Source organism: Salipiger mangrovisoli (genome assembly GCF_015223355.1).
In the GTDB taxonomy this organism is placed as follows: Bacteria; Pseudomonadota; Alphaproteobacteria; order Rhodobacterales; family Rhodobacteraceae; genus Salipiger; species Salipiger mangrovisoli.
On record NZ_JADFFK010000011.1, the window covers coordinates 131,447 to 154,914 of the forward strand.

The following is a 23,468-nucleotide window of genomic DNA, read 5'->3' on the forward strand; positions in this document are numbered from 1 at the left end:
GGCGCGGGACAAATCCCGCGCCATTTCCGCTGGCCACGCGCGTGACCTCTGGTCATTGGCCGCGCGCTTGCTTTAGAGAGGAGAAAATTCTGCGGGAGAGACGCGATGGACGATCTGGTCAATTCCTTCATGACGGGCCCCGACGAGAAGGGCCGGTTCGGCATCTACGGCGGGCGCTTCGTGTCCGAGACGCTCATGCCGCTGATCCTCGAGCTCGAGGATCAGTACGAGCGCGCCAAGACCGACCAGAGCTTCTGGGACGAGATGGACTGGCTGTGGAAGCACTATGTCGGCCGCCCCTCGCCGCTCTACTACGCCGAGCGCCTGTCCGACCACCTCGGCGGTGCCAAGGTCTACTTCAAGCGCGACGAGCTGAACCACACCGGCGCGCATAAGATCAACAACGTGCTGGGCCAGATCATTCTCGCCAAGCGCATGGGCAAGACCCGCATCATCGCCGAGACCGGTGCCGGCCAGCACGGCGTGGCGACGGCGACGGTCTGCGCCAAGTTCGGCCTGAAGTGCGTCGTCTACATGGGCGCGCATGACGTCGAGCGCCAGCAGCCCAACGTCTTCCGCATGCGCCTTCTGGGCGCCGAGGTGGTCCCGGTGACCTCCGGCCGCGGCACGCTGAAGGATGCGATGAACGACGCGCTGCGCGACTGGGTGACCAACGTGCGCGACACCTTCTACTGCATCGGCACGGTGGCGGGTCCGCACCCCTATCCGGCGATGGTCCGCGATTTCCAGTCGATCATCGGCAAGGAAACCAAGGAGCAGATCCTCGAGCAGGAGGGCCGACTGCCCGACACGATCATCGCCGCGATCGGCGGTGGCTCGAACGCCATGGGCCTGTTCTACCCGTTCCTCGACGACAAGGACGTGCGCATCATCGGCGTCGAGGCCGGCGGCAAGGGCGTCAACGAGAAGATGGAGCATTGCGCCTCTCTCACCGGCGGCCGCCCCGGCGTGCTGCATGGCAACCGCACCTACCTGCTGCAGGACGACGACGGCCAGATCCTCGAGGGCTTCTCGATCTCGGCGGGTCTCGACTATCCGGGCATCGGGCCGGAACACGCCTGGCTGCATGACACCGGCCGCGCCGAATACGTGGCGATCACCGACAAGGAGGCGCTCGAGGCGTTCCAGCTCTCCTGCGCGCTCGAGGGGATCATCCCGGCGCTCGAGCCGAGCCATGCGCTGGCCCACGTGATGAAGATCGCGCCCGATCTGCCGAAAGACCACATCATCGTCATGAACATGTGCGGCCGCGGCGACAAGGACATCTTCGCCGTCGCCAAGCACCTCGGCGTCGAGATCGCCTGAGGCTCCGGCCCACGCATCGGGTCCGGGCGGATCATCGCCCGGATCACCAGCCTAATCCTCGCGCCGCCCCGTGCCCTCTCGGTTGCCCGTGTAGTGATGCGCCAGCGGGAACTCCGGCAGCCACGGCTCGCGCCGCACCGTCCAGTTCTCGTAGCTCGGAACCAGCTGTCCCGGCGCGTCGAGCGTGCCGAGATGCAGCTCGATCTCGTCCCCGTCCACCGCAAACACGGATGAGCCGCAGAGCGGACAGAAGTGCCGCCCGTTGTAGCCGCGCGTCTCGCCGGTCACCGTGACCGCGTGGTCCGGGAACATCGCGGCGGCATAGAACAGCGCGCCATGATGCTTGCGGCAGTCGAGACAATGGCAGAGGCCGACCCGGTAGGGTTCACCCTCTGCCCGGATCCGGACCGCGCCGCAGAGGCAGCCGCCTTCGTGGTGTTTCATCGCGCTGGTCCTCCGGTCTGGCCCTGCATGGAAGGTATCGCCCAAGGCGCACCCGGCAAGCCCTGCGCCTAGCGCGCCCGGTGCATCGGCTGGAACACCGGCCCGTCGGGCGTCTGCGCGTGGTAGGCGGTGATCCCGAAGCCCCGTGCCAGCAGCTCATCGGTCAGCACCGCTTCCGGCGCGCCATCCGCCAGCAGCCGCCCCTCGGCCAGCAGCACCAGCCGTGTGCAATGCCGCGCCGCCAGGCCGATATCATGCAGCGAGAGCAGCACTCCGTGGCCCTCGGCCGCGAGGGTTCCAAAAACCTCCATCGTGGCGATCTGATGCGCCGGGTCGAGCCCCGCCGTCGGCTCGTCGGCCATCAGCAGCGGTGTCTCCTGCGCCAGCGCGCGGGCCAGCAGCGCCCGCGCCTGCTCGCCGCCCGAGAGGTTGGTGGAGCGCCGCTTGCGCAACCCCTCCAGCCCCATCTTGGCGATCGCCGCCTCGACCGGGGCCTGCGCGTGATCGCCATGCGGCAGACGGCCGAGCGACACCAGGTCCTCGACCTTCACCGGCCAGGCGATCTCGCGCGCCTGCGGCATCCAGGCGACGGCCTTGGCCCGCTGCTGCGGTGTCAGACCGGCCAGCGAGCTGCGACCGCCCGAGGGGATCAGCCCCAGCGCGGCGCGCATCAGGCTGGTCTTGCCCGCGCCATTGGGGCCGATGAGGCCGACCACTTCGCGGGGGCCGATGGTCAGCGAGATATCGGAGAACACCTTGCGCCCGCGCAGGGTTACCGAGAGGTTTTCGAGGGACAGAAGGCTCATGCCCGCTCTCCCCGGCTGCGCCAGACGAGGTGGAGGAAGAAGGGCGCGCCGACCAGCGCGGTCAGAACCCCGAGCTTCAGGTCGCGGTCCGGGGCCACCAGGCGCACCGCGATGTCGGCCGCCAGCAGCATCGCCGCTCCGCCCGCCGCCGAGACCCAGAGCAGCGGGCCGGGCCGCCCGCCCACCACGCCGCGCAGCAGGTGCGGCACGACCAGGCCGACGAAGCCGATCGCCCCCGCCACAGCGGTGCCCGCGCCGACCACGCAGGCGGTTCCCAGCACCACCCGCAGCCGCAGGCGCGCAAGGTCGATCCCCATCGACGAGGCCGCGTCCTCGCCCAGCGTCAGCGCGTCGAGCCCGCGCCCGACCCCGGCCAGCAGCAGCACGCCCACGGCCATGAAGGGCAAGGCCAGCCAGACGTGCAGCATCGAGCGGTCGGCGAGCGAGCCCATCATCCAGAACACGATCTCGCTGGCGGCGAACGGGTTGGGCGAGAGGTTCAGCACCAGCTGCGTGAGCGCCCCCGCGACCGCCGACAGGGCGACCCCTGCGAGGATCAGGGTCAGCGTCTCGGCGCGCGGCCCGGCAAGCACGATGAGGATCAGCACCGCCACCACCGCGCCGGCAAGGGCGCTCAGGGGCAGCGCGAGCGCAAAGGCGGCGGAAACCCCGGTCTGGATCGCCAGCACCGCCCCCAGCGCCGCGCTGGCGCTGACGCCGAGCAGGCCGGGCTCGGCCAGCGGGTTGCGCAGGTAGCCCTGCATCGCCGCGCCCGCCAGCCCGAGTGTGCCGCCGATCATCAGCGCCAGCAGCACCCGCGGCAGGCGGATCTCGCGCATCACCAGCGGCAGGGGGCCGTCGCCGCCGAGAAGCAGCGCGCGCAGGCTTTCGGGCAGGCTCACGTCGGCCGGGCCAAGCGACAGCGACAGCGCCGAGAGCGCCAGCACCAGCGGCAGAAGAAACGCGAGGGCGCGGGTCATTCGGTCTCCGTTTCAAGCTCCCGGCGGAACGCCGCGAGCTGGTCGATGGCCCCGAGCACATGCGGCGTGCCGCAGATCCAGTCGCTGCCGGTGGTCGCGCTGGCGGCATGGGCGGCGCGCAGGCGTCGAACCACGGGGTGCATCAGGATCTCTTCCGAGCGCGAGGCACCGGGATAGGGGCGGGCGGTGATCAGCGCCTCGGGTTCGGCCATGGCCAGCGCCTCGAGCGGCAGCTGCCCGCCGCCGCGGTCCCCCGCGATATTGTCGAAACCGGCGGCCAGCAGGATTTCCCCGGCGAGCGTCTGATCGCCGGTGGTGTAGCCGTTGGCATAGTAGAGCGCGGCGGAGGGGCGGCGCAGCAGCTCTTCGCGCAGCGCCGTCAGCCGGGTCTCGAAATCGGCGATCAGCGCCTCGGCGCGCGCCTGCCGGCCCATCGCCGCGCCCAGAGTGCGCAGCCGCGCTGGCACATCCGCCAGCCCGTAGGCCGGCTCAAGGCGCAGCACCGGAGTGCCGAGCCGTTCGAGCATCTGCGCCGCGGCCTGCGCGGTGAAGGCGCCGACCACCACGAGTTCGGGTTGCATCAGCCAGACTTCCTCGGCCTGGCCGTGGTTGACCGGGTAGGCCAGGGCCTCGCGCGCCATCGCGGAACTCATCGGGTCGCGCGCCAGGGTCGAGACCGAGACCAGCTGGCCGGGGGCGGCAAGCAGCATGGCCAACTGGTCGGTGCATAGGTTCATCGAGACGACGCGCGCCGGTGCGTCCTGCGCCGCGGCCGGAGCCGCGGCGAGCAGGAGGCCGATCAGCGCGCGCCGCAGCATCAGAAGCTCGCCCGGACGCCGAAGTAGGCGGCGCGGTCCGAGGTCCCGTAGCCGGTCACCACCTGGTAGTCCTCGTCGAAGAGGTTCTCGACCCGCAGGTAAAGCTCGGCGCTATCCGAGAGCTCGTAGCGCAGGTTCATGTTCGCGACGGTGTAGTCGTCCAGATCGCCCGTGGAGTCGGTCAACCCCGAGACATGCTGCACGGTGAACCCGGCGCGGAAGCCATCGGTCACCTCGGCATCGAGCGAGAGCGACAGGTCGCGCAGCGGCACGCGGATGAGCCGGTCCTTGGTCTGCGCATCCTCGCTGTCGGTCCAGGTGTAGGCCCCGGCAAGGTCGATCCGGTCGGTCAACTGCAGCCCGCCGGTCAGCTCGACGCCCTGCGTCCAGCTGTCGCCGTCGATCTGGACGTAGCCTGGATAGTTGTAGTCGATGAGGTCAGTGATCTCGGTGCGGAACAGGGTCGCCCCGACAAAGCCGGTGCCGAAGCGCTGCTCGACGCCGAGCTCGTAGCTCACCGAGGTCTCTGGCTCGAGGTCCGGGTCGCCCGAGCCGGTCGAGTAGAGCTCGTATGGAGAGGGCGCGCGGAAGCCGGTGCCGACGCTGGCACGCAGCGTGAGGTCGGGGTTCGGAAGATAGGCCAGCGAGATCCGCCCGGTGGTCTTGCCGCCGAATTCGGAGTGATCGTCATGGCGCAGGGCGGTGACCAGCTCCAGCTTGTCGCTCAGGTGCCAGTCGGCCTGTGCCCAGATGCCGAAAGTCTCGTAGTCGCCATCGCTGTCACCCCATGCGCTGAGAACCTCGAACTTCTCGCGCATGTAGTCGGCGCCGAAGGTGAGGGTTGCGGCGCCAAGTTCGGTCTGGCCCTCGTAGCCGAGCCCGCTGCGCTGGCCGAGATAGTCGGTATCCGAGCCCTCGTAGGTGTCGGTGCGGTCGTTCTCGAAGATCTGCGCCGAGAATTCGTGGCTGACGGCGCCGGTCTCCACGCGCGCGAAGGCCCGCGCGCCATATTGCTCGCCCTCGACCTTCTCGTCATGCGTGACGCCGTCCATCGGGCCGAACTCGTCGTAATCGTGGGTGCTCTCTTCCCAGAAGGCCGCGCCGCCCACGGTCACCGTGTCGGTCAGTGCGTAATCGCCCGAGAAGCTGAGGCGGGTAGCCTCGTGGCCGTCGGCCTCGTCGTTGCCGGCATCCTCGTCGGCGGCGGAATAGCCGTCGGTCTTGATGTAGCTCAGCGACGAGGCGAAGCTGCCGCGCGTGCCGAGGTAGCTGAGGTTGTAGCCCAGCTTGCGGGTGTCATAGCTGCCGTATTCGGCTTCGACGCTCTGCGTCAGCCCTTCTTCGGTTGCGCGGTTGGTGGTGATGTTCACCACGCCGCCGATCGCCTCCGAGCCGTAGAGCGCCGACTGCGAGCCCTTCAGCACCTCGATGCGGCTGATGCCGGCGGTGGTCAGCGTGCCGAAGTCGTACTGGATCTGCGGTGCCGAGGTGTCGGTGACGTCGATGCCGTCGACATAGACGCCGACATAGCGGCTCGAGAGGCCGCGAATGCGCATGTAGGTGAGCCCGCCGATCCCGCCGTTGGTCGAAACGCTGACGCCGGGCAGCCGCGCGAGGTAGTCGGCGAGAAGCGTCTCGCCGCTCTGGTCGAGGTCTTCCTTGGTGACCACTTCCACCGTCACGCCGCTGCGCGAAAGCTCGGTGCTCTCGCCCCGGTTGGCGCTGAGGGTGAGCGTGCCGAGGTCGTAGCCGTCCTGAGCGAAGGCCGCGCCGCACAGGCTGACTGCCGTTAGGGCAGTCGCGGCGCGCAGGCCCGAAAGATAAGGTTGCTTCATTGTCCCTTCTCCGTTTTTTCTGTCGTCGGAAGGGAGTCCTCTCCCGCAGACGGTTAGCGCGATGCCACCTCTACGGAAGGTCCGTTGCCCGCGGCGCTCCCCGCACCGGGACTGGGTGATCGGCTTCGGCAGGTCTCCTGACTCGCGGGTCATCGCTTGGCCGGGTCTTCCCGCCCGAAAAGGGCAGTGACTTGGGTCCGGCGTCGCTCTCCGCCTACAGTTGCGGGGGCAGTCGCGGAGTTGGGCCGGGGCCCGCACCGCATTCCCTATTCACCGGACGGCAGGCCGCCCGGAACCGAAGCAGAAACGGCATAGCCGCTCGCCGCGCAGGGCGCAACGTCCAGCTTCGGTCAGGGCGAAGGGAGCGGGGCACATAGGGCGGGGCGGAGGGGACGGCGCAGGGGTGCCGAGACCCCTGCGCGCGTGGCGGGTCTCCTAGCTGCGCAGCCCGTCGACCACCGGCTGGCGCAACACCACCGCGGCGGGCAGCAGCGAGAGCAGCATCGACAGGGACACGAAGCCGGCCAGCAGATGCAGCTCGGTCCAGCCGGGCAGCGCCGATATCGCGATATCCGTGCGCGCGCTGACCACACGGGACAGCAGCTCTGCGGCCCCCCAGCCGACCAGCAGCCCGAGCAGCGCGCCGCACAGCAGCAGCGCGGCGCAGAAGACCCAGACCGTGGCGAAGACGAAGCGCCGCGGCGCGCCGAGCGCGCGCAGCAAGGCGATCTGGCGGCGGAACAGTCGGGTGAGGATGAAGAGCCCGGTCAGAACGCTTGCCGCAACCAGACCCTGGGTGACCAGCGCCATCAGCGACATCGCCTGCCGCACGTCGCCCATCACGCGGTAGAGGCCGGAAAGCACCGCGCCGGGGAAGAAGGCCATGGTCTCGCCGTCGCGGGTGAACTCGGAGCGCAGGGCGTAATTTGCCCAGAGCGCGCGCGCGCGAACGACCACGGCGGGGGTGCCGGGGAAATATTCGGCGTCGAAGGGCGGGCCGATCTGCGCTTCGCGCTCCGGTGCGTGACCGTTTGCCAGCCCATGGATTTCCCAGACGAATTCGACCGGGATCAGGATCGCGCGGTCCCAGGGCGAGCCGGTCGGTGCCATGCGGCCGACAACGGTGAGGGCGCCGCCATGGTCATGGCTGTGCGCATGCGCATCGGTCTGGCCGTGATCCACCTCATCTCCGTCCGGTGCCCCGCCGTGTGCCTCGGGCTCGGCGGCATCGCCGATGCCATGTGCGGGGGTGAAGCCTTCGCCGATCTCCAGCGGTACAAGCGCGCCAATCACCGCCTCGGCATGATCGTGCCAGAGCCGTCCTTCGACGCGGTTTCCGGAGAGATGGCGCAGGAACTCGGCCGTCGTGCCGACCACCGGTGCCGCGCCATGGCTGTCGCCGAAGGCCAGCGGCGCGGCAATCTCGACCTCTGAGTGCCCGGCGATCTCGGCGAAGGCGTTGCCCGAGACCAGCCCCATGTCCGAGGGCTGCAGGAAGACCGAGGCAAAAAGCGCGGTCAACTCGCTTCCGGGCGCGGCGACGATCAGGTCGAACTTGTCGGCGGCCTGCGCCGTGCCGCGGCGCAGGCCGCGTTCCTGCGCCAGAAGCCCGATGCCCATGCCGGTCGAGATGGCGATGAGCAGCACGAAAAGCAGGGCGCTCCAGCGGAACCGCCCGAGAAAGCCGCGCAGCAGCGGCCAGGGGGCGTAGCCGCGCAGCACCAAAAGGCCGGTGATCAGCGCCGGCACCAGCAGGGCAATCAGCAACGCAAGGTCCTGCGCCGCACCGGGCAGGGAGTCCCAGATCACGCGCATATCCCTCCCTCGTCGGAGACCAGCCTGCCGCCTGCAATGGTCAGCACCCGGTCCATCCGCTCCAGCAGGGTCGCGTCATGGCTGACCGCAATCAGCGTGGTCCCCTGTGTGCGGACCAGCGCCACCAAGTCGTCGATCAGCCGGTCGGCGGTGCCGCGGTCGAGGCTTGCGGTAGGCTCGTCAGCCAGAAGCACCGGGGCCTCGGAGGCCATGGCGCGGGCAATGGCCACGCGTTGGCGCTCGCCACCCGAAAAGCTGGTGACCCGATGTTCCGCTTCAGCCAGTCCGAGCAACGCCAGCCGGGCCTTGGCGCGGTCCCGCAGCGCGGCGCGCTCCGCGCGTGGGCGGAACAGCGCTGTCAGCGCCGCATTGTCCTGTGCGTTCAGCTCCTCGAAGAGCATGAAATCCTGAAAGATCATTCCGATATTCCCGGCGCGGAAGCGGGCGCGTCCCTCGGATCCCAGCGCCAGTACGTCGGTGCTGCCCCAGCGCACCGATCCCTCGGCGCGGTCGAGCAGTCCGGCGAGGGCATAGAGCAGCGTGGTCTTGCCAGCGCCCGAGGCGCCGCGGATGCCGATCAACGCGCCGGGCGCGGCAGCGAGCGCGGGCAGCTCGAGCAGGATGCGGCCGCGCGGACTGCGCACGGCAAGGCCTGAAATCATCAGCGGAAGGGACATGCGCAGGTCAGCCGTAGGTCGCGTCAACCAGCCGCAGCAGGCTGACGAAGCCGGTGTCGGGATCGGTGTAGGCGCCGACTTCGAGCACGCCGCTGGTGGTGATCTTCACGTTGAACGGCGTCACGTCGACGATGCGCTTGGTGTAGACGGCGATGATGTCGTTCGGCCATTCCGCCTCGGTTTCGCAGAACGGGCAGACCGCCATCGGCATCTTGGTGAGCACGAAGAAACGGCTTTCGGCTTTCAGCGGCGGGGCCATGAAGCCTTCGATCTCGAGCCGTTGGCCGACACTCTGCTGCGCGAGATCGGACAGACCGCGCCCCTTGACCTGGTAGAGGTCGCGTACCTTCAGAAGATCGGCAGCGGCGGGCGCGGCGAGGCAGGGCGCGGCGAGCGCGGAGGCAAGGAAAGTGCGGCGGGTCAGCATGGCAAGGGGCTTTCGGGCAGGAACGGCTGCGGGGGCGGTCAGCCCGCCCCCGCGAAGTCTATCAGGCAGGCATCACTCGGCGGCGACGGCGTGGTTCATCACGTGGAAGATCACGTTCTGCTCGATCGTGCCGTCGAAGAGATGTGCCCACGGACCCTTGGCGTAGACCGCGACATCCACGCCCGAGTGCATCTCGGAGGACGAGGGGATCAGCGCCTGCTGGATGTAGTCGAGGTCCTGTGCTTCGTCCTGGGTGAGCTCGTCGCGGCTGCCGGTGTAGTCGTTGCCTTCGCCCGCCTTCAGCACCGCGCCGGGGCCGTTGAGGAAGCCGACCACGGTGTAGGGCTTGCCATCATCGGCGAGCAGCAGCTCGTCGCTGTGCTTGTCGCCGGTCTGGGCGACGGCGTAGCACAGGCCATCGATCGGCGTGCCGCGGCCGCAGTAGCCGTTGAAGGCGATGCCGTGCTCATGGTCGGCGGTGACGATGATCAGCGTGTCGGCATCGTCGGTCAGTTCGTCGGCCATGGCGACGGCCTCGGCGAAGGCGACGCCGTCGATCATGGTGCGCTTGGCGTTGCCGGCGTGGTTGCCGTGATCGACGCGACCGGCCTCGATCTCGAGGTAGTAGCCGCTCTCGTTGTTCGACAGGTACTCGATCGCCGATTTGGTCATCTCGGCCAGCGAGGGCTCGTCGTCCTCGGCGCGGTCGGCCTCGTATTCCATGTGGCTGTCGTTGAACAGCGCCAGCACCGGTTTCGAGCCGTCGAGGTTCAGGCTGCTGAAGGTCTCGGTGTTCCAGGCGTATTGCGCGCCGAGGGTGGTGGCCTTCTCGATCAGGTTCTGGCCGTCGGGACGGTGGCCGGTGCCGCCCTCGTCCAGCGTCACGTCCTTGCCCGCGAAGTAGCGGCGGCCGCCGCCCATGGCGAGGTCGATGACCCCGGCGTCCATCTGGTCGATCAGCTGCGCGGCGATGTCCTTCTGCGCGGTGCAGCCCTCGGGGACCTCGTCTTCCCAGTCGCGGTTCGCGGTCTTGGCATAGACGGCGGCGGGGGTGGCGTGGGTGAGGCGCGCGGTCGAGATGATGCCGACCGACTTGTCCATGCCCGAGACGATCTCGGCGAAGGTGGTCAGCTCGTTGCCGGTCACGGTCGCGCAATCGTCGTGGATCGCGTCACCGCCGAGGTTGATCAGGTTGAAACGCTGCTTCACGCCGGTGTTCATCGCGCCCGCGGTCGGGGCCGAGTCCGGGGTCTGGGCGTTGATGTTGTAGGTTTTCACCAGCGCGCTGTGGAAGTCCGGGGTCTCGTAGGGCAGCACGTGCTCTTCGCCGAACTGGCCTTCCTGCTGACCGGCATAGAGGCGCGTGGCGTAGTTGGTGCCGACGCCATTGCCGTCTGCAACGAGCAGGATGACGTTCTTGGCGCGGCCGGTGTTGATCTCGCGGTCGATGATCGCCTGGATGGCGTCCTGACCAGCGGTGAACCAGGCGTCGTTCGCCTGCGGAAGCTCCTGCGCGCTGGCGGCCCCCGTGGCGAGGATCAGGGCGAGAGAGGTGGTGGAGAAGATCGTTTTCACGACAGGAATGCTCCGAAGTCTGGAGGGCTTGGCCCGTTGCACGGTTTTGGGTGTCGGGCGCTTCAGACAGGAGGGTGATCACAGCCACGTGACGCCTGCATGACAATCCTGCGACATATCGCGTCGCATCGCCGGCCCGCGCAGGTCCTGCCGTCGCTGCGGGGGGTTTGGGTGTGGAAACTAGCCCTTGACCCGACGTAGGTACTCAATAATAAAAAACCAAATGCGGGTGCGCCCCGCGGAGCAGGGAGGAGGAGAACCATGCTCAGTACGCCGATCCTGCAATTCGGGACGAGCCGTTTTCTTCAGGCCCATGTCGATCTTTTCCTGTCCGAGGCGCTGGCGCATGGCGAGGCGCTGGGTCCGGTCACGGTGGTGCAATCTTCGGGGGACCCCGCGCGTGCCGCGCGGCTGGGTGGCCTGCTTCAGCCCGGCGGCTATCCGGTGCGCCTGAAGGGGCTGCGGGACGGTCGCACGGTGGACGAGGAGCGGCGCGTCACGAGCGTCGCCCGGACGCTCTCTACCGCCAGCGATATGGACCTGTTGCTGGAGATGATGGTGGATGAGGTGCAAATCATCCTGTCCAACACCGCCGACGCGGGTTTCCGCGCCCAGCCCGCCGATGCATCCGGCGAGACGCGCCCGCTTCAGGAGATGTCCTTTCCGGGCAAGCTGTCCCGGCTGCTGCTGGCGCGCCACGAGGCGGGCGGCACGCGGATCCAGGTGATGCCGACCGAGCTGGTGCAGAACAACGGCGACGTGCTGCGCGAACTTGTGCTCGCCGCCTCGGCGCACCTGCCGCAGGCATTCCGTGACTGGCTCAGTACCGATGTGCTCTGGGTCAATTCCTTGGTGGACCGCATCGTCTCGGAGCCGCTGGAGCCCGCCGGGGCCGTGGCCGAGCCATATGCGCTCTGGGCGATCGAGGACCGCCCCGGCCTGATCCTGCCCTGCGCCCATCCCGATGTGCAGGTGGTTGGCGATCTGGACAAAGTGGCGCGGCTGAAGCTTTTCGTGCTCAACCTCGGTCACAGCTGGATGGTCTCGCGCTGGCTGGACGAGGGGTGCGACGGCCCGGCGCTGGTGCGCGACGTGCTGGCCGATCCCAGCCGCCGCGCGGCGCTCGAGGGACTCTATCAAGACGAGGTGCTGCCCGGTTTTGCCGCGGCGGGAGAGGGCGCGGCCGCGGCTGCCTATGTGGCCGAGACGCTGGACCGCTTCGCCAACCCTTTCCTCGACCACGCCTTGGCAGACATCGCGCAGAACCATTCCGAGAAACTTGATCGCCGGATCGCCGCCTTTGTCACTTGGGCGCGCGGGCAGGGGGATCGCACGGCAAAGCCGCGGCTCGAGGCCGCGCTGGCAGGCAGGGAGGAAACCGCATGAAGACCAGACAGATCGGCAAGACGGGCGTCGAGGTGACCGAAGTTTCCTTCGGCTGTGCCAGCATCGGCAATCTTTACCGGAAGGTGAGCGATGCCGAGGCCGAAGCGGTCCTGCAAACCGCCTGGGACGCGGGCATCCGGTATTTCGACACCGCACCGCACTACGGCCGGGGCCTGTCCGAGACCCGTCTCGGGCGCTTCCTGAAGGGGCGCGACCGGGACAGCTACGCGCTGTCGTCGAAACTTGGCCGGGTGCTCTCGCCCGCGCCCGAGCCCATCGCCGAGGCCGACAGCTACATCGAGCCGCTGCCCAACCTGATGCGCTACGACTACTCGGGCGACGGCATCCGTGAGAGCTTTGAACAGGCCTGCGGGCGGCTCGGGGTTACTCGGCTCGACATCGCCTACGTGCACGATATCGGGGCCTATACCCATGGCGAAGACACCAACGCGCGGCATATGGAGGCGTTTTTCGGGAGCGGTTACGAAGCGCTGGTCACGCTCAAGGAGGCGGGAAAGATCGGCGCCTTCGGACTGGGTGTCAACGAGTGCCAGGTCTGCCTCGACGTGATGGATCACGGGCCGATCGACGCCATCCTGCTGGCCGGGCGGCTGACCCTGCTCGACCGCTCGGCCGAGGAGGCGCTGGTGCCGCGCTGCCGTGAAGCGGGCACGAGTCTTGTGCTGGGCGGGGTGTTCAACTCGGGGATCCTTGCGACGGGCCCGGTCGAGGGCGCGACCTACGACTACGGTCCCGCGCCGAAGGAGGTGCTAGACCGCGTCGCCGCACTGCAGGCCGAAGCCGAGAGCCACGGCATCCCGCTTGCCACCGCCGCCTTGCATTTCGCGCTGCGCCATCCGGCCACCGCCTCGGTGCTGCTGGGCACGGCAAAAGCGTCGAGCCTGACGCGCAACCTCGATGCGATCCAGCGCGACTTGCCCGCGGGCGCAGAGGCGCTTTTCGTCTGACCCTCAGCCGAGCCGGTGGTCTCGAAGCGAGGAGAGCAGCGTTGTCTTCGACGTCAGAAGATGCCGCCGCGCAGCCCGCTCCGAGGCCGCCGCGTCGCGCAGAAGCAGCGCGTCGAGCAGCGCCAGGTGTTCGCCGATCGCGGCTTGGTTCCTGTGTCTTTCCAATGTTTTGTCCCACATGTAGTGGTAGTGGAAAATCAGCGCGATCACCTTCTGGAACTCGGCCACGAAGCGGTTCTGCACCACCGAGTTGATCGTTGCGTGAAAGCGTTCGTCGAGCGGCGAGAAGTCATGGAAGTCGGTCTCGATCCGGTCGAGCAGGGAAAGGTGGTCCTCGCGCAGCGCCTCCAACCTCGGCCAGATCGGGTGGCTGCCGGGCAGGGTGACGAGCTGTTGCACCGCGTTCAGCTCCAGCAGGCTGCGGAACTCGGACAGCTCGACGGCGAAGCTGGCGGTGAAGCCGAGCAGCAGCCATCCGCCCTTCTTGCGCCGCTCGACAAGACCGAAGCGGCTGAGTCCGGCAAGGAACTCCTGCAAGAGCTGCGGCGTCACGCCGAACTCGCGCGACAGGGCGGCAACGTTGAGCGGCGTTCCCGCCGGGACGTCGAAGCGCAGGATCCATTCGAGAAAGCGCTGCTCCAGCGTCTCGGGGTCTTCGGTCTGCATGTCGAGCGGCATCCGGTCGCCGGGCAGCGGCGCGCGCAGCAGGGTCTTGTCACGCCCGTCCCAGCGAATGAGCCGGTCGTCCGACGCCCGCTGAAGGCAAGCGCGTACCACCGTTCGGCTGACGCCGAGCCGGTCGCCGAGCAGGTTTTCCGACGGCAGAGTGTCCGTTGGCGACAGCTCGGCGCAGAAGTCGAGCAGGGCGTTGTAGGTCTCGCGGAAGCGGTTGTCACTGCGGGCCATGCGTCAGCGGCCTGCAATGCGGTGTGGCGGAACGAATGTCATCTGGTCTTCCTCGGTGGCTGCCCGTCTTTCCGGTTGGTTTTTTACCGATGAATTAAATTATTAAAAACACTTGACCGCGGTCAAGCATCGCGACACCCTGTTTTTAATAATTTTGTGCCGAGCGGAGGAGGCGCCGCGGATCGGCACTGTCGGAAGACACCGGGAGGACCCATGGCAAATATCTCGCAGCCGTCGCAAGGCGCCTGGAGCCGTCTGTTGCCCAGCAACTCGGCGACCGCCTTTCATCGCGTCTCGGCGCTGCTGACGCTGGCGATCCTGGTGATCGCCTTCGCCTTCGCCAGCCCCGCCTTCCTGTCAGTGAACAACACGCTGACGATCCTTCTGCAGACCTCGGTGATCGGGCTGCTCGGCATCGGCATGACCATGGTGATCATCACCGGCGGGATCGACCTTTCCGTGGGGTCGGTGCTGGCGCTTTCGGGCACCGTCACCGGCATGATGGTCAAGGCGGGCGTGCCGGTGGTGCCCGCGATGATGCTCGGCGTCTGCATGGGCGCGGCCTGCGGTCTCTTCAACGGCTTCGTCGTCACCAAGATGAAGATCACCCCCTTCGTGGCGACGCTCGGCATGATGCTGATCGCCCGCGGCGCGGCGCTTCAGCTGACCGGCGCGGCACCGATTTCGCAACTGGGCGAGGCCTTTGGCGTGCTTGGCAACGGCGCGCTCTTCCGCGTGGTCGAGATGCAGCCCAATGGCTTTCCGAAGGTGATCTTCCCCGGCATCCCCTATCCGGCGATCCTGCTGGTCATCGTCGCCATCGTGGCCTCCTACATGCTGCGCCGCCGGGCCATCGGCCGTCACATCTATGCCACCGGATCGAACGAGGAGGCGGCGCGGCTTTCGGGCGTGCTGGTCGACCGCACCAAGCTGATTGCCTACACGCTCTCGGGCGCCCTGGCAGGGGTGGCGGGCAACGTGCTGATGTCGCGGCTGATCACCGCCCAGCCAAGCGAGGGCGTGATGTACGAGCTCGACGCCATCGCCGCGGCGGTGATCGGGGGTGCCTCGCTGATGGGCGGCGTCGGCGGCATCTCGGGCACGATGATCGGCGCCTTCATCATCGGCGTGCTGCGGAACGGGCTGAACATGGGCGGCGTGTCGTCCTTCATCCAGCAGATTGTCATCGGTTTCGTCGTCATCGGCGCCGTCTACATCGACCAGCTGCGCAACCGCCGCTGAGGCGTGGCGCGGTGCTGAAGATCCCAGAATTTTCCAACGAAGACTGTCATCTAGGGAGGAAAGACAGGATGAACGGAAGACTGACCAAGCTCATGGCGGCAAGCGCGCTGGCGCTCACCGCGGCGGGCGCCGCCCAGGCGGGCGAGATCGCGGTGATCGTCAAGACCACCAGCTCGAACTTCTGGCAGAACGTGAACCTCGGCGCCACGGCGGCGATCGAGGGCCAGTCCGAGCACACGATGAGCTTCGACGGCCCGGCCACCGAGAGCGCCATCGCCGATCAGGTGAACCTCGTCGAGAACGCCATCAACCGCGGCGTCGCGGGCATCGTGCTGGCCCCCTCGGACCCCGAGGCGCTGGCCCCGGCGGTGAAGCGCGCCTTTGAATCGGCGATCCCCGTGGTGATCATCGACTCTGCGCTGGCCGATAGCGCCAAGGGCACCTACCAGGCGTTCCTCTCGACCGACAATTGCGCCGCGGGCGAGCTGGTCGCCAGCGCGATGATCGACAAGGTCGGCACCGAGGGCAAGGTCGCGGTCATGTCCTATGTCGCGGGCGTCGGCTCAGAGATCGGGCGCGTCGGCTGCTTCAGCGACTACCTGAAGGCCAACTCCTCGCTGGAGATCGTCGGGCCGTACTACTCGCAGTCGCAGATGGCCAACGCGCTGAACCAGACCACCGACGTGCTGGCGGCGAACCCCGACCTCGTGGGCATCTTCGGCGCCAACGAGCCCACCGCCGTGGGCATGGGCCGCGCCATCGAGCAGGCGGGCAAGGCGGGTCAGATCGCCGCCTTCGGCTTCGACGGCAACGCCGACCTGCAGGAGTTCGTGCGCTCGGGCACGCTCGACGCCATCGCGGTGCAGGGCTCGTTCCAGATGGGCGAGCTGGGCGTCAACGCGGTGATGGACGTGCTGGCGGGCAAGACCGTCGAGAGCTTCATCGACACCGGCGTGGTGCTGGTCACCAAGGACAACATCGACGCCCCCGAGGCGCAGAACGTCCTTTACTGAGCCATCCGGCCGGGGCCCGCGCGGCCCCGGCCGATCCGTTTGAAGACCCCATTCGAGGACTGCCCAGCATGAGCCAGACACAGCCCGCCCCCGGGGCTCCGGCCCCCCTTGTCGAGATGCGCGGCATCGAGAAGCATTTCGGCGGCGTGGTGGCCGTCAACGGCGTCTCGCTCGATCTGATGCCCGGCGAGGTGGTCGGCGTGCTCGGCCACAACGGCGCGGGCAAGTCCTGCCTGATGCGTATCCTGTCGGGGGCCATGGCGCCGAGCCACGGCGAGATCCGCATCGGCGGCGAGGTGGTCGAGATGGGCTCGCCGCAGGACGCGCGGGCGCATGGGGTCGAGACCATCTACCAGACGCTGGCGCTGGCCGATCACCTTGACGCACCGGCGAACCTGTTCCTTGGGCGCGAGCTGAAGACCCGCTTCGGCAACCTCGACGACAAGCGCATGCTGGCCGAGGCGCGCAAGGTGCTGGCGACGCTGAACCCGAATTTCACCAACCTCAAGGACCCGGTGTCGAGCCTCTCGGGCGGCCAGCGGCAGGTCATCGCGATTGCCCGCGCGATCTATTTCGACGTGAAGATCCTGATCATGGACGAGCCCACCGCGGCGCTCGGCCCGTCGGAGACGGCGATGGTCGCCGATCTCATCCGCAAGCTGCGCGCGCAGGGGATCGGCATCTTCCTCGTCAGCCACGACATGCACGACGTCTTCGACCTCTGCGACCGGGTGGTGGTGATGAACAAGGGCAAGCTTGTCGGCGCCCACCCCATCGACGAGGTGCACAAGGATGATATCCTGTCGCTGATCATCAAGGGCGAGCTGCCGACCGACTGGCGGCCGCGCAACCTGGAGGCGGCGCAATGAACAGCCATACCGAGACCATGCTCTGCGGCACCTGCGTGGAGCCCGGAAAATTCGCGCTCGAGGCGCGGCCGAAGCCTGCCAGCGCGCCCGAGGGCTGGGTGCTGGTGGACATCGCGGCGGTGGGCCTCTGCGGTACCGACTATCACATCCTCGAGGGCAAGCACCCCTACCTGAACTATCCCCGGGTGATCGGTCACGAGCTTTCGGGCCATGTCGCCGAGGATGCGGCGGGCTGGTCGGCGGGCGATCTGGTGGTGATCAACCCCTATCTTTCCTGCGGCGAGTGCCGGGCCTGCAAGCGTGGCAAGCCCAACTGCTGCATGTCCATCGAAGTTCTGGGCGTGCACCGCGACGGCGGGCTCTGTGCGCGCATCGCGGTGCCGGCGGGCAACCTCTATGCCGCCGAGGGGCTGCGGCCCGAGCAGGCGGCGATGGTCGAATTCCTCGCCATCGGCGCCCATGCGGTCAGCCGCTCGGGGATTCAGGCCGGGGATTGGGTGCTGGTCACCGGGGCGGGACCGATCGGTCTCGGCACCGCGCTCTTTGCCCGGCTCGAAGGGGCCGAGGTGCACCTGATGGACCTCAGCCCGGCGCGGCTCGAACAGGCGCAGCGGCTCTTCGGGTTCGAGCACCTGCATGTGGCGGGTGAGCCCATTCTGGAAGGAGACCTGTCGGACGGCTTCGACCTGATCTTCGATGCCACCGGCAACGCCAGGGCCATCGAGGCGGGCTTCCCGCTTCTGGCGCATGGCTCGACCTACGTGCTGGTCAGCGTGGTGAAGGATCAGATCACCTTCGAGGACGCGGAGTTCCACAAGCGCGAGACCCGGATCATCGGCTCGCGCAACGCGCTGAAGTCCGATTTCGAGCGGGTGATGGCGGCGATCGCGGCGGGCGACATCGACACCGATGCGCTGCTTTCGGAGCGCATCGCGCTGGCCGATCTGCCGGAGCGCTTTCCGCTGCTGGCCAAGGACCGCGACGCGCTGATCAAGGCGGTGGTCACGCCTCTGGCGTGAGCCGGGGTGCGCCCGGTCTTTCGCCTTGAAACCCGTCCCCGCGCCTGTCTAGCTGTCCGCGAGAACAGGCGCCCGTCGCGCCGCAGAGGAGACAGCCCATGACCCGATCCGCGACCCCGATGCCCGCAGGACGCGCCTGATGGAGGCCGTCGTCATCCACGCCCCGAAGGACCTGCGGCTCGACACCATGCAGGGCGCCCCGACCCCCGGACCGGGCGAGGTGCGTATCGCGGTCAGCCATGGCGGCATCTGCGGCTCGGATCTGCACTACTACCTGCACGGTGGCTTCGGCACGATCCGCATCCGCGAGCCCATGGCGCTGGGGCACGAGGTCTCGGGGATCATTACCGACGTTGGCGCCGGGGTCAGCGGGCTGTCGGAAGGCGACCGCGTGGCGATCAACCCCTCGCGCCCTTGCAATGATTGCGAGTACTGCCTGCGCGGTATGGCCAACCATTGCCTCGACATGCGTTTTGCCGGCTCGGCCATGCGCTTTCCGCACGAGCAGGGGTTCTTCCGCGCGCAGCTGACGCTGCCGGCGCGGCAGGCGGTGCGGCTGTCGCACAAGGCCGACCTTGCGCTCACCGCCATGTCCGAGCCGCTGGCGGTCTGCCTGCACGCGGTGGCGCAGGCGGGAAGCCTGATCGGCAAGCGCGTGGCGGTCTCGGGCTGCGGTCCCATCGGGTGCCTGACCATCGCGGCGGCGAAGCTCGCCGGAGCCGAGGAGATCGTGGCGACGGATATTTCCGCCTCTGCGCTCGAGGTGGCGAAGGTGATGGGCGCGGACCGGGTGATCAACCTTGCCGGGACTGACGGCGCTCTGGAGCCGTTGCAGGCGGGCAAGGGGCAGGTGGACGTGCTGTTCGAATGCTCGGGGGCACCGGCGGCGGTGGTCGCGGGCTGCGCGATCCTGCGCCCGCGGGGCAAGATGGTGACCGTGGGCCTCGGGCCGGAAACGCCGCTGCCGATGACGGTGATCGTCGCCAAGGAATTGCGGCTCATGGGGAGCTTCCGCTTCGATCCCGAGTTCGCCACGGCGGCGCGGCTGATCGACAGCGGGCGGCTCGATCTCAAGCCGCTGCTCACCGGCGTGCTGCCGGTGGCGCAGGCACAGGAGGCCTTCGAACTGGCCGCCGACAAGAGCCGCGCGATGAAGGTGCAGATCGCCTTCCCGGCGCCCTGATCAGATCTGGGCCGAGGCCCGGCGCGTGAGGATCGCGCGCCGGACCAGCGCCAGAAGGAAGAACGCCGTCAGGATCAGGATGATCGTCGGGGCCGGGGCGCTGTCGAGGAAGAAGCTGAGGTAGGTCCCCGCCAGCATCGCCGTCAGACAGGCCGCGCAGGACGCCGCCATCATCCTGCCAAAGCTGCGCGCGGTCAGGAAGCCGATGGCCCCCGGCGCGATCAGCAGCCCCACGGCGAGGATCAGCCCGGTCGCGGTCAGCGTCGCCACGATGGTCAGAGAGATCAGCGTCAAGAGCCCGTAGTGCAGCAGCCCCACACGCAGGCCGCTCGCCCGCGCCTGCGCCGGATCGAAGGCGTGCAGCAGCAGGTCCTTCCATTTCAGCAGCAGCACCCCCGCGACGAAGAGCGAGATCAGCCCCGCGGTCCAGAGGTCCCCGGTGCCGACGCCCAGCATGTTGCCGAAGAGGATGTGGTCGAGGTGCACGTTGGTGTGGACCTGCGTGTAGAGCACGATCCCCAGAGCGAACATGCCCGAGAAGACCACGCCCATCACCGTGTCCTGCTTGACCCGGCTGTTGCCCGCAAGGAACCCGGTGGCCAGCGCCGTGACCATGCCCGCGGCAAAGGCGCCGAGGATCAGCGGCAGGTTCAGCAGATAGGCCAGCACCACGCCGGGCAGGATCGCGTGGCTGATCGCGTCCCCCATCAGCGCCCAGCCCTTCAGCACGAGGAAGCACGACAGCAGCGCGCAGGGGATGGCGACGATGGCGCAGATCAGAAAGGCGTTCTGCATGAAGGGAAACTGGAAGGGCAGGGTGAGGGTCTCGATCATGCGGCCTCCTCCAGCGCCGCGCGGGCCTTGCGGCGCGCGGCGAGCCGTCCGTGCTTGGGGGCGAAGGTGAAGGCCAGCAGGAAGATCGCCGTCTGCAAGAGCACGATGATCCCGCCGGTGGCACCGTCGAGGAAATAGCTGAGGTAGGCCCCCGCGAAGCTGGTCACCGTGCCGATCGCCACCGAGGTCAGGATCAGCCGCGGGAAGCGGTCGCAGAGCAGGTAGGCGGTGGCGCCGGGCGTCACCACCATGGCGATCACCAGAAAGGCCCCGACGGTCTGCATCGCCGCCACCACGCAGGCCGAGAGCAGGGTGAAGAAGAGCGCCTTCAGCAGCCCCGGCCGCAGCCCGATCGAGCGCGCGTGGCCCTCGTCGAAGAAGACCACCATGAGGTCCTTCCATTTCGCCAGCAGCACCGCGAGCGAAACGACACCGATGATCGCGAGCTGCAACGTGTCGGCGGGCGTGATCGCGAGGATATTGCCCATGGTGATGGTCTGGATCGAGATCGCCATCGGGTTCACCGAGGCCATGAACAGCCCGAGCCCGAAGAAGGAGGTGAAGATGAGCCCGATGATCACGTCGCTCTTCAGCCCGGATCGGTCCGAGAGCAGCAGCATCGCCGCCGCCGCCAGCCCGCCGGAGATGAACGCGCCGAGCGCGAAGGGCAGGCCGAGCATGTAGGCCCCCGCGACGCCCGGCACCACCGAGTGCGAAAGCGCGTCGCCGATCAGCGACCAGCCCTTGAGCATGAGGTAGCTCGACAGGAAGGCGCAGACCGCGCCCACCAGCGCCGAAACCCACATGGCATTGGTCATGTAGCCATAGGTGAAGGGCTCGAGCAGGCTCATTCCGTCTCCTCCCGGTCCCTTTCCTCCCGGCGGGCCCGCCGCATCTCGCCGCCGTAGCGCACCAGCGGGCGCTCGTCGTCGGTGAGGATCGACAGGCGGCGCGGGTCGGCGTCGTCGTGCAGGTCGGCGCCCTCGATGGTGAAATGCCGCAGCACCCCGCCAAAGGCCTCTTCCAGCGCGGCGCGGGTGAAGGTGGTCTCGGTCGGACCAAAGGCCAGCACCGTGCCCTTGACCAGCACCGTGCGGTCGCAGAACTCGGGCACCGTGCCGAGGTTGTGGGTCGAGACCAGCATGACCCGGCCCTCTTCCTTGAGCTCGCGCAGCAGCGCGATGATCTGCTCCTCGGTCTTCACGTCGACGCCGGTGAAGGGCTCGTCGAGCAGGATCACCTGCCCCTCCTGCGCCAGCGCGCGGGCAAGGAAGACGCGCTTCTTCTGCCCGCCCGAGAGCTCGCCGATCTGGCGCAAGCGGAAGTCGGTCATGCCGACGCGGGCCAGCGCGGCGTCCACCGCGGCATGGTCGGCTTTTGCAGGACGGCGCAGGAAACCCATGTGGCCGTAGCGGCCCATCATCACCACGTCCTCGACCAGCACGGGGAAGCTCCAGTCGACCTCTTCTGACTGCGGCACGTAGGCGACGAGGTTGCGCTTCAGCGCCTCCTTGACCGAGAGGCCAAGCAGGGTGATCCCGCCCTGCGCCACCGGCACGAAGCCCATGATCGCCTTGAACAGCGTCGACTTGCCCGCGCCATTGACGCCGACCAGCGCGGTGATCGTGCCGCGCGGGATCTCGAAGCTGGCGCGGCGCAGCGCGGTGTGGCCGTTGCGGTAGGTGACGGTGACGTCGGAGACGCGGATGCCGTCCATCGTGGTGCCCGTGTTGGTTATTGCGCGCTCCGCCCCGGTCATTTCGCTGCGCGCCCGGCCTCGAGCCCCTCGGCGATGGTGCGCGCGGTGACGGCGAGCAGCTCGAGGTAGCTTGGCACCGGCCCGTCCGGCTCCGAGAGGCTGTCGACGTAGAGCACGCCGCCATAGGCCGCGCCGGTTTCGCGCGCCACCTGCTCGGCGGGGCGGGTGCTGACGGTGCTCTCGCAGAAGACCACCGGGATATGGTTCTCTGTCACCCCGTCGATCACCGCGCGCACCTGCTGCGGCGTGCCCATCTGGTCGGCGTTCATCGGCCAGAGGTAGAGCTCCTTCATGCCGAAATCGCGGGCGAGGTAGCTGAATGCCCCCTCGCAGGTGACCAGCCAGCGGCTGTCCTCGGGGATGGCGGCGATGCGGTCGCGCAGCGGCTCGAGCGTGGTGCGCAGCTCGGCCTTGTAGGTCTCGGCGTTGGCCGCGTAGATCGCGGCGTTGTCGGGGTCATGCGCGGCGAAGGCGGCGGCGATGTTGTCGATATAGGTTTCCGCGTTGCCAAGCCCCATCCAGGCATGGGGGTTGGGCTTGCCTTCGTAGGCACCCGCCGAGATCGGGATGGTGTCGATCCCCTCGGACAGGGTCACCGAGGGCACATCCCGAAGGTTCGACAGGAATTGCTCGAACCACAGCTCGAGATTCAACCCGTTCCACAGGATGAGGTCGGCCCCCTGCGCCCGCACGATGTCGCGCGGGGTCGGCTCGTAGCCGTGGATCTCTGCCCCCGGCTTGGTGACCGAGACCACCTCGGCGGCGTCGCCGGCGACCTGCGCAGCCATGTCGGCCAGGACCGTGAAGGTGGTGACGACCTTCATCTTCGCCTCGGCGGCGACGGGCAGGGCAAGCAGCAGACCGAGGGTGGCACATGCGGGAATGAACCGGGGCGTCGCGGGCATCTGGGGTCTCCGTCGGGGAACTGTCTTCAAATGTAAATGCGAGGCATTCGCAAAAGTCAAGGTAGTTGCGAGTCGTTCTCATTTATGTGCATGCTTGTGCCGCTCCCTTGGCGGCGTGGTTGCCTCGTGGCGGGTCCGGGGCTATCAAACTGCTCTGAACAGGAGTTGCCCATGACCGCGGTCTCAACGGACTTTGCCCAGGCCTTGCGCGATGCGGGGCTGCGCGTGACGCAGCAGCGCATGATCGTGATGTCCGTGCTCATGGAGTCCGAGGACCACCCGAACGCCGACGAACTCTTCGCCCGCACCAAGGTCATCGACGGCTCGGTCTCCTTCGCCACGGTCTACCGCACGCTGGCGGCGCTGGAGGAGGCGGGGCTGATCCGCAAGCTCAGCTTCGAGCACGAGCCGGCGCGCTTCGAGGTGACCCCGGCGGCCGAACACGACCACCTTGTCGACGTGGACACCGGCGAGGTGATCGAGATCGAGAGCGCCGAGATCGAGCAGCTCCGGCGCGAACTTGTCGAGCGGCTGGGCTACGAGATCATTAGCCACAATACTCTGATCCGCGCCCGCAAGAAGCCGCGGTCCTGAGGCCGGCGCGCGGCCGCCCCGTTCATTGTCCCCCAAATACGCAGGGCGCCGCCCAGACCGCGGGGCGGGACATGCGTATTTTCGGAA

At 68.0% G+C, this 23,468-nt stretch carries 23 protein-coding genes and 1 riboswitch; of the genes, 9 read left to right on the forward strand and 14 right to left on the reverse strand.

Annotation, left to right across the window (positions count from 1 at the left end; translation table 11 throughout):
• The first annotated feature begins 105 nt into the window (after nucleotides 1–105).
• Nucleotides 106–1,326 (forward strand): tryptophan synthase subunit beta, encoded by a 1,221-nt coding sequence (gene trpB / locus IQ782_RS15675; RefSeq protein WP_194135598.1) that lies wholly within the window; start codon nucleotides 106–108, stop codon nucleotides 1,324–1,326.
• Between the two features lie 51 nt (nucleotides 1,327–1,377).
• On the opposite strand, the gene IQ782_RS15680 is transcribed toward trpB, so the two are convergent.
• The 9 genes from IQ782_RS15680 to IQ782_RS15720 form a co-directional block, all read right to left on the reverse strand.
• Complete coding sequence (locus IQ782_RS15680; protein WP_194135599.1) at nucleotides 1,378–1,770, reverse strand: GFA family protein; 393 nt, start codon at nucleotides 1,768–1,770, stop codon at nucleotides 1,378–1,380.
• A 68-nt stretch (nucleotides 1,771–1,838) separates the two neighbouring features.
• A complete protein-coding gene (locus IQ782_RS15685; RefSeq protein ID WP_194135600.1) occupies nucleotides 1,839–2,576 on the reverse strand; it encodes an ABC transporter ATP-binding protein in 738 nt (245 codons plus the stop codon).
• Entirely contained in the window at nucleotides 2,573–3,556 is a 984-nt protein-coding gene (locus tag IQ782_RS15690; protein WP_194135601.1) for a FecCD family ABC transporter permease, read from the reverse strand. The genes IQ782_RS15685 and IQ782_RS15690 overlap by 4 nt, the downstream gene beginning before the upstream one ends.
• Entirely contained in the window at nucleotides 3,553–4,374 is an 822-nt protein-coding gene (locus IQ782_RS15695; protein ID WP_194135602.1) for an ABC transporter substrate-binding protein, read from the reverse strand. The genes IQ782_RS15690 and IQ782_RS15695 overlap by 4 nt, the downstream gene beginning before the upstream one ends.
• Nucleotides 4,374–6,209 carry a TonB-dependent receptor plug domain-containing protein gene (locus IQ782_RS15700; RefSeq protein ID WP_194135603.1) on the reverse strand — a complete coding sequence of 612 codons (1,836 nt, stop codon included), beginning with the start codon at nucleotides 6,207–6,209 and terminating at the stop codon, nucleotides 4,374–4,376. The genes IQ782_RS15695 and IQ782_RS15700 overlap by 1 nt, the downstream gene beginning before the upstream one ends.
• 110 nt (nucleotides 6,210–6,319) lie before the next feature.
• Nucleotides 6,320–6,524, reverse strand: a riboswitch (cobalamin riboswitch).
• A 120-nt stretch (nucleotides 6,525–6,644) separates the two neighbouring features.
• A complete protein-coding gene (locus IQ782_RS15705; RefSeq protein ID WP_194135604.1) occupies nucleotides 6,645–8,024 on the reverse strand; it encodes an FtsX-like permease family protein in 1,380 nt (459 codons plus the stop codon).
• Complete coding sequence (locus tag IQ782_RS15710) at nucleotides 8,015–8,701, reverse strand: ABC transporter ATP-binding protein (protein WP_194135605.1); 687 nt, start codon at nucleotides 8,699–8,701, stop codon at nucleotides 8,015–8,017. Before IQ782_RS15710 ends, IQ782_RS15705 begins: the two co-directional genes overlap by 10 nt.
• Nucleotides 8,702–8,708: 7 nt before the next feature.
• A complete protein-coding gene (locus IQ782_RS15715) occupies nucleotides 8,709–9,128 on the reverse strand; it encodes a hypothetical protein (protein WP_194135606.1) in 420 nt (139 codons plus the stop codon).
• 72 nt (nucleotides 9,129–9,200) lie between these two features.
• Entirely contained in the window at nucleotides 9,201–10,703 is a 1,503-nt protein-coding gene (locus IQ782_RS15720) for an alkaline phosphatase (protein ID WP_194135607.1), read from the reverse strand.
• A 261-nt stretch (nucleotides 10,704–10,964) separates the two neighbouring features.
• Here IQ782_RS15720 and IQ782_RS15725 point away from each other — a divergent pair, with 261 nt between their 5' ends.
• Together IQ782_RS15725 and IQ782_RS15730 are read left to right on the forward strand one after the other, a co-directional pair.
• The gene (locus IQ782_RS15725) at nucleotides 10,965–12,089 is read left to right on the forward strand and encodes a mannitol dehydrogenase family protein (protein ID WP_194135608.1); all 1,125 of its coding nucleotides are present in this window, start codon (nucleotides 10,965–10,967) and stop codon (nucleotides 12,087–12,089) included.
• Nucleotides 12,086–13,057: an aldo/keto reductase gene (locus IQ782_RS15730; RefSeq protein ID WP_194135609.1), complete on the forward strand. Its 972-nt coding sequence runs from the start codon at nucleotides 12,086–12,088 to the stop codon at nucleotides 13,055–13,057. The genes IQ782_RS15725 and IQ782_RS15730 overlap by 4 nt, the downstream gene beginning before the upstream one ends.
• A gap of 3 nt (nucleotides 13,058–13,060) precedes the next feature.
• Here the strand turns inward: IQ782_RS15730 and IQ782_RS15735 are convergent, their stop codons facing one another.
• On the reverse strand, nucleotides 13,061–13,963 hold the full coding sequence (locus IQ782_RS15735) for a GntR family transcriptional regulator (RefSeq protein WP_194135610.1): 903 nt from the start codon (nucleotides 13,961–13,963) through the stop codon (nucleotides 13,061–13,063).
• A 213-nt stretch (nucleotides 13,964–14,176) separates the two neighbouring features.
• On the opposite strand from IQ782_RS15735, the gene IQ782_RS15740 reads away from it, so the two are divergent.
• The 5 genes from IQ782_RS15740 (at nucleotide 14,177) to IQ782_RS15760 (ending at nucleotide 19,289) form a co-directional block, all read left to right on the forward strand.
• Nucleotides 14,177–15,205 (forward strand): ABC transporter permease, encoded by a 1,029-nt coding sequence (locus IQ782_RS15740; RefSeq protein WP_194135611.1) that lies wholly within the window; start codon nucleotides 14,177–14,179, stop codon nucleotides 15,203–15,205.
• Nucleotides 15,206–15,273: 68 nt separating this feature from the next.
• A complete protein-coding gene (locus IQ782_RS15745) occupies nucleotides 15,274–16,218 on the forward strand; it encodes an ABC transporter substrate-binding protein (protein WP_194135612.1) in 945 nt (314 codons plus the stop codon).
• A gap of 68 nt (nucleotides 16,219–16,286) precedes the next feature.
• Nucleotides 16,287–17,087 carry an ATP-binding cassette domain-containing protein gene (locus tag IQ782_RS15750; protein ID WP_240989328.1) on the forward strand — a complete coding sequence of 267 codons (801 nt, stop codon included), beginning with the start codon at nucleotides 16,287–16,289 and terminating at the stop codon, nucleotides 17,085–17,087.
• Nucleotides 17,084–18,106 carry a zinc-binding alcohol dehydrogenase family protein gene (locus IQ782_RS15755; protein ID WP_194135613.1) on the forward strand — a complete coding sequence of 341 codons (1,023 nt, stop codon included), beginning with the start codon at nucleotides 17,084–17,086 and terminating at the stop codon, nucleotides 18,104–18,106. Before IQ782_RS15750 ends, IQ782_RS15755 begins: the two co-directional genes overlap by 4 nt.
• A 139-nt stretch (nucleotides 18,107–18,245) precedes the next feature.
• The gene (locus tag IQ782_RS15760; RefSeq protein WP_194135614.1) at nucleotides 18,246–19,289 is read left to right on the forward strand and encodes an L-idonate 5-dehydrogenase; all 1,044 of its coding nucleotides are present in this window, start codon (nucleotides 18,246–18,248) and stop codon (nucleotides 19,287–19,289) included.
• Here IQ782_RS15760 and IQ782_RS15765 read toward each other — a convergent pair whose 3' ends face one another.
• From IQ782_RS15765 to IQ782_RS15780, 4 genes are read right to left on the reverse strand one after another with little or no spacing between them, the layout of a single operon-like run.
• A complete protein-coding gene (locus IQ782_RS15765) occupies nucleotides 19,290–20,123 on the reverse strand; it encodes a metal ABC transporter permease (RefSeq protein ID WP_194135615.1) in 834 nt (277 codons plus the stop codon).
• A complete protein-coding gene (locus tag IQ782_RS15770; RefSeq protein ID WP_194135616.1) occupies nucleotides 20,120–20,974 on the reverse strand; it encodes a metal ABC transporter permease in 855 nt (284 codons plus the stop codon). The genes IQ782_RS15765 and IQ782_RS15770 overlap by 4 nt, the downstream gene beginning before the upstream one ends.
• A complete protein-coding gene (locus tag IQ782_RS15775; protein ID WP_420832669.1) occupies nucleotides 20,971–21,882 on the reverse strand; it encodes a manganese/iron ABC transporter ATP-binding protein in 912 nt (303 codons plus the stop codon). The genes IQ782_RS15770 and IQ782_RS15775 overlap by 4 nt, the downstream gene beginning before the upstream one ends.
• Nucleotides 21,879–22,787 carry a metal ABC transporter substrate-binding protein gene (locus IQ782_RS15780; protein WP_194135617.1) on the reverse strand — a complete coding sequence of 303 codons (909 nt, stop codon included), beginning with the start codon at nucleotides 22,785–22,787 and terminating at the stop codon, nucleotides 21,879–21,881. The genes IQ782_RS15775 and IQ782_RS15780 overlap by 4 nt, the downstream gene beginning before the upstream one ends.
• A gap of 171 nt (nucleotides 22,788–22,958) precedes the next feature.
• On the opposite strand from IQ782_RS15780, the gene IQ782_RS15785 reads away from it, so the two are divergent.
• Entirely contained in the window at nucleotides 22,959–23,381 is a 423-nt protein-coding gene (locus tag IQ782_RS15785; protein ID WP_194135618.1) for a Fur family transcriptional regulator, read from the forward strand.
• Nucleotides 23,382–23,468: the final 87 nt, after the last annotated feature.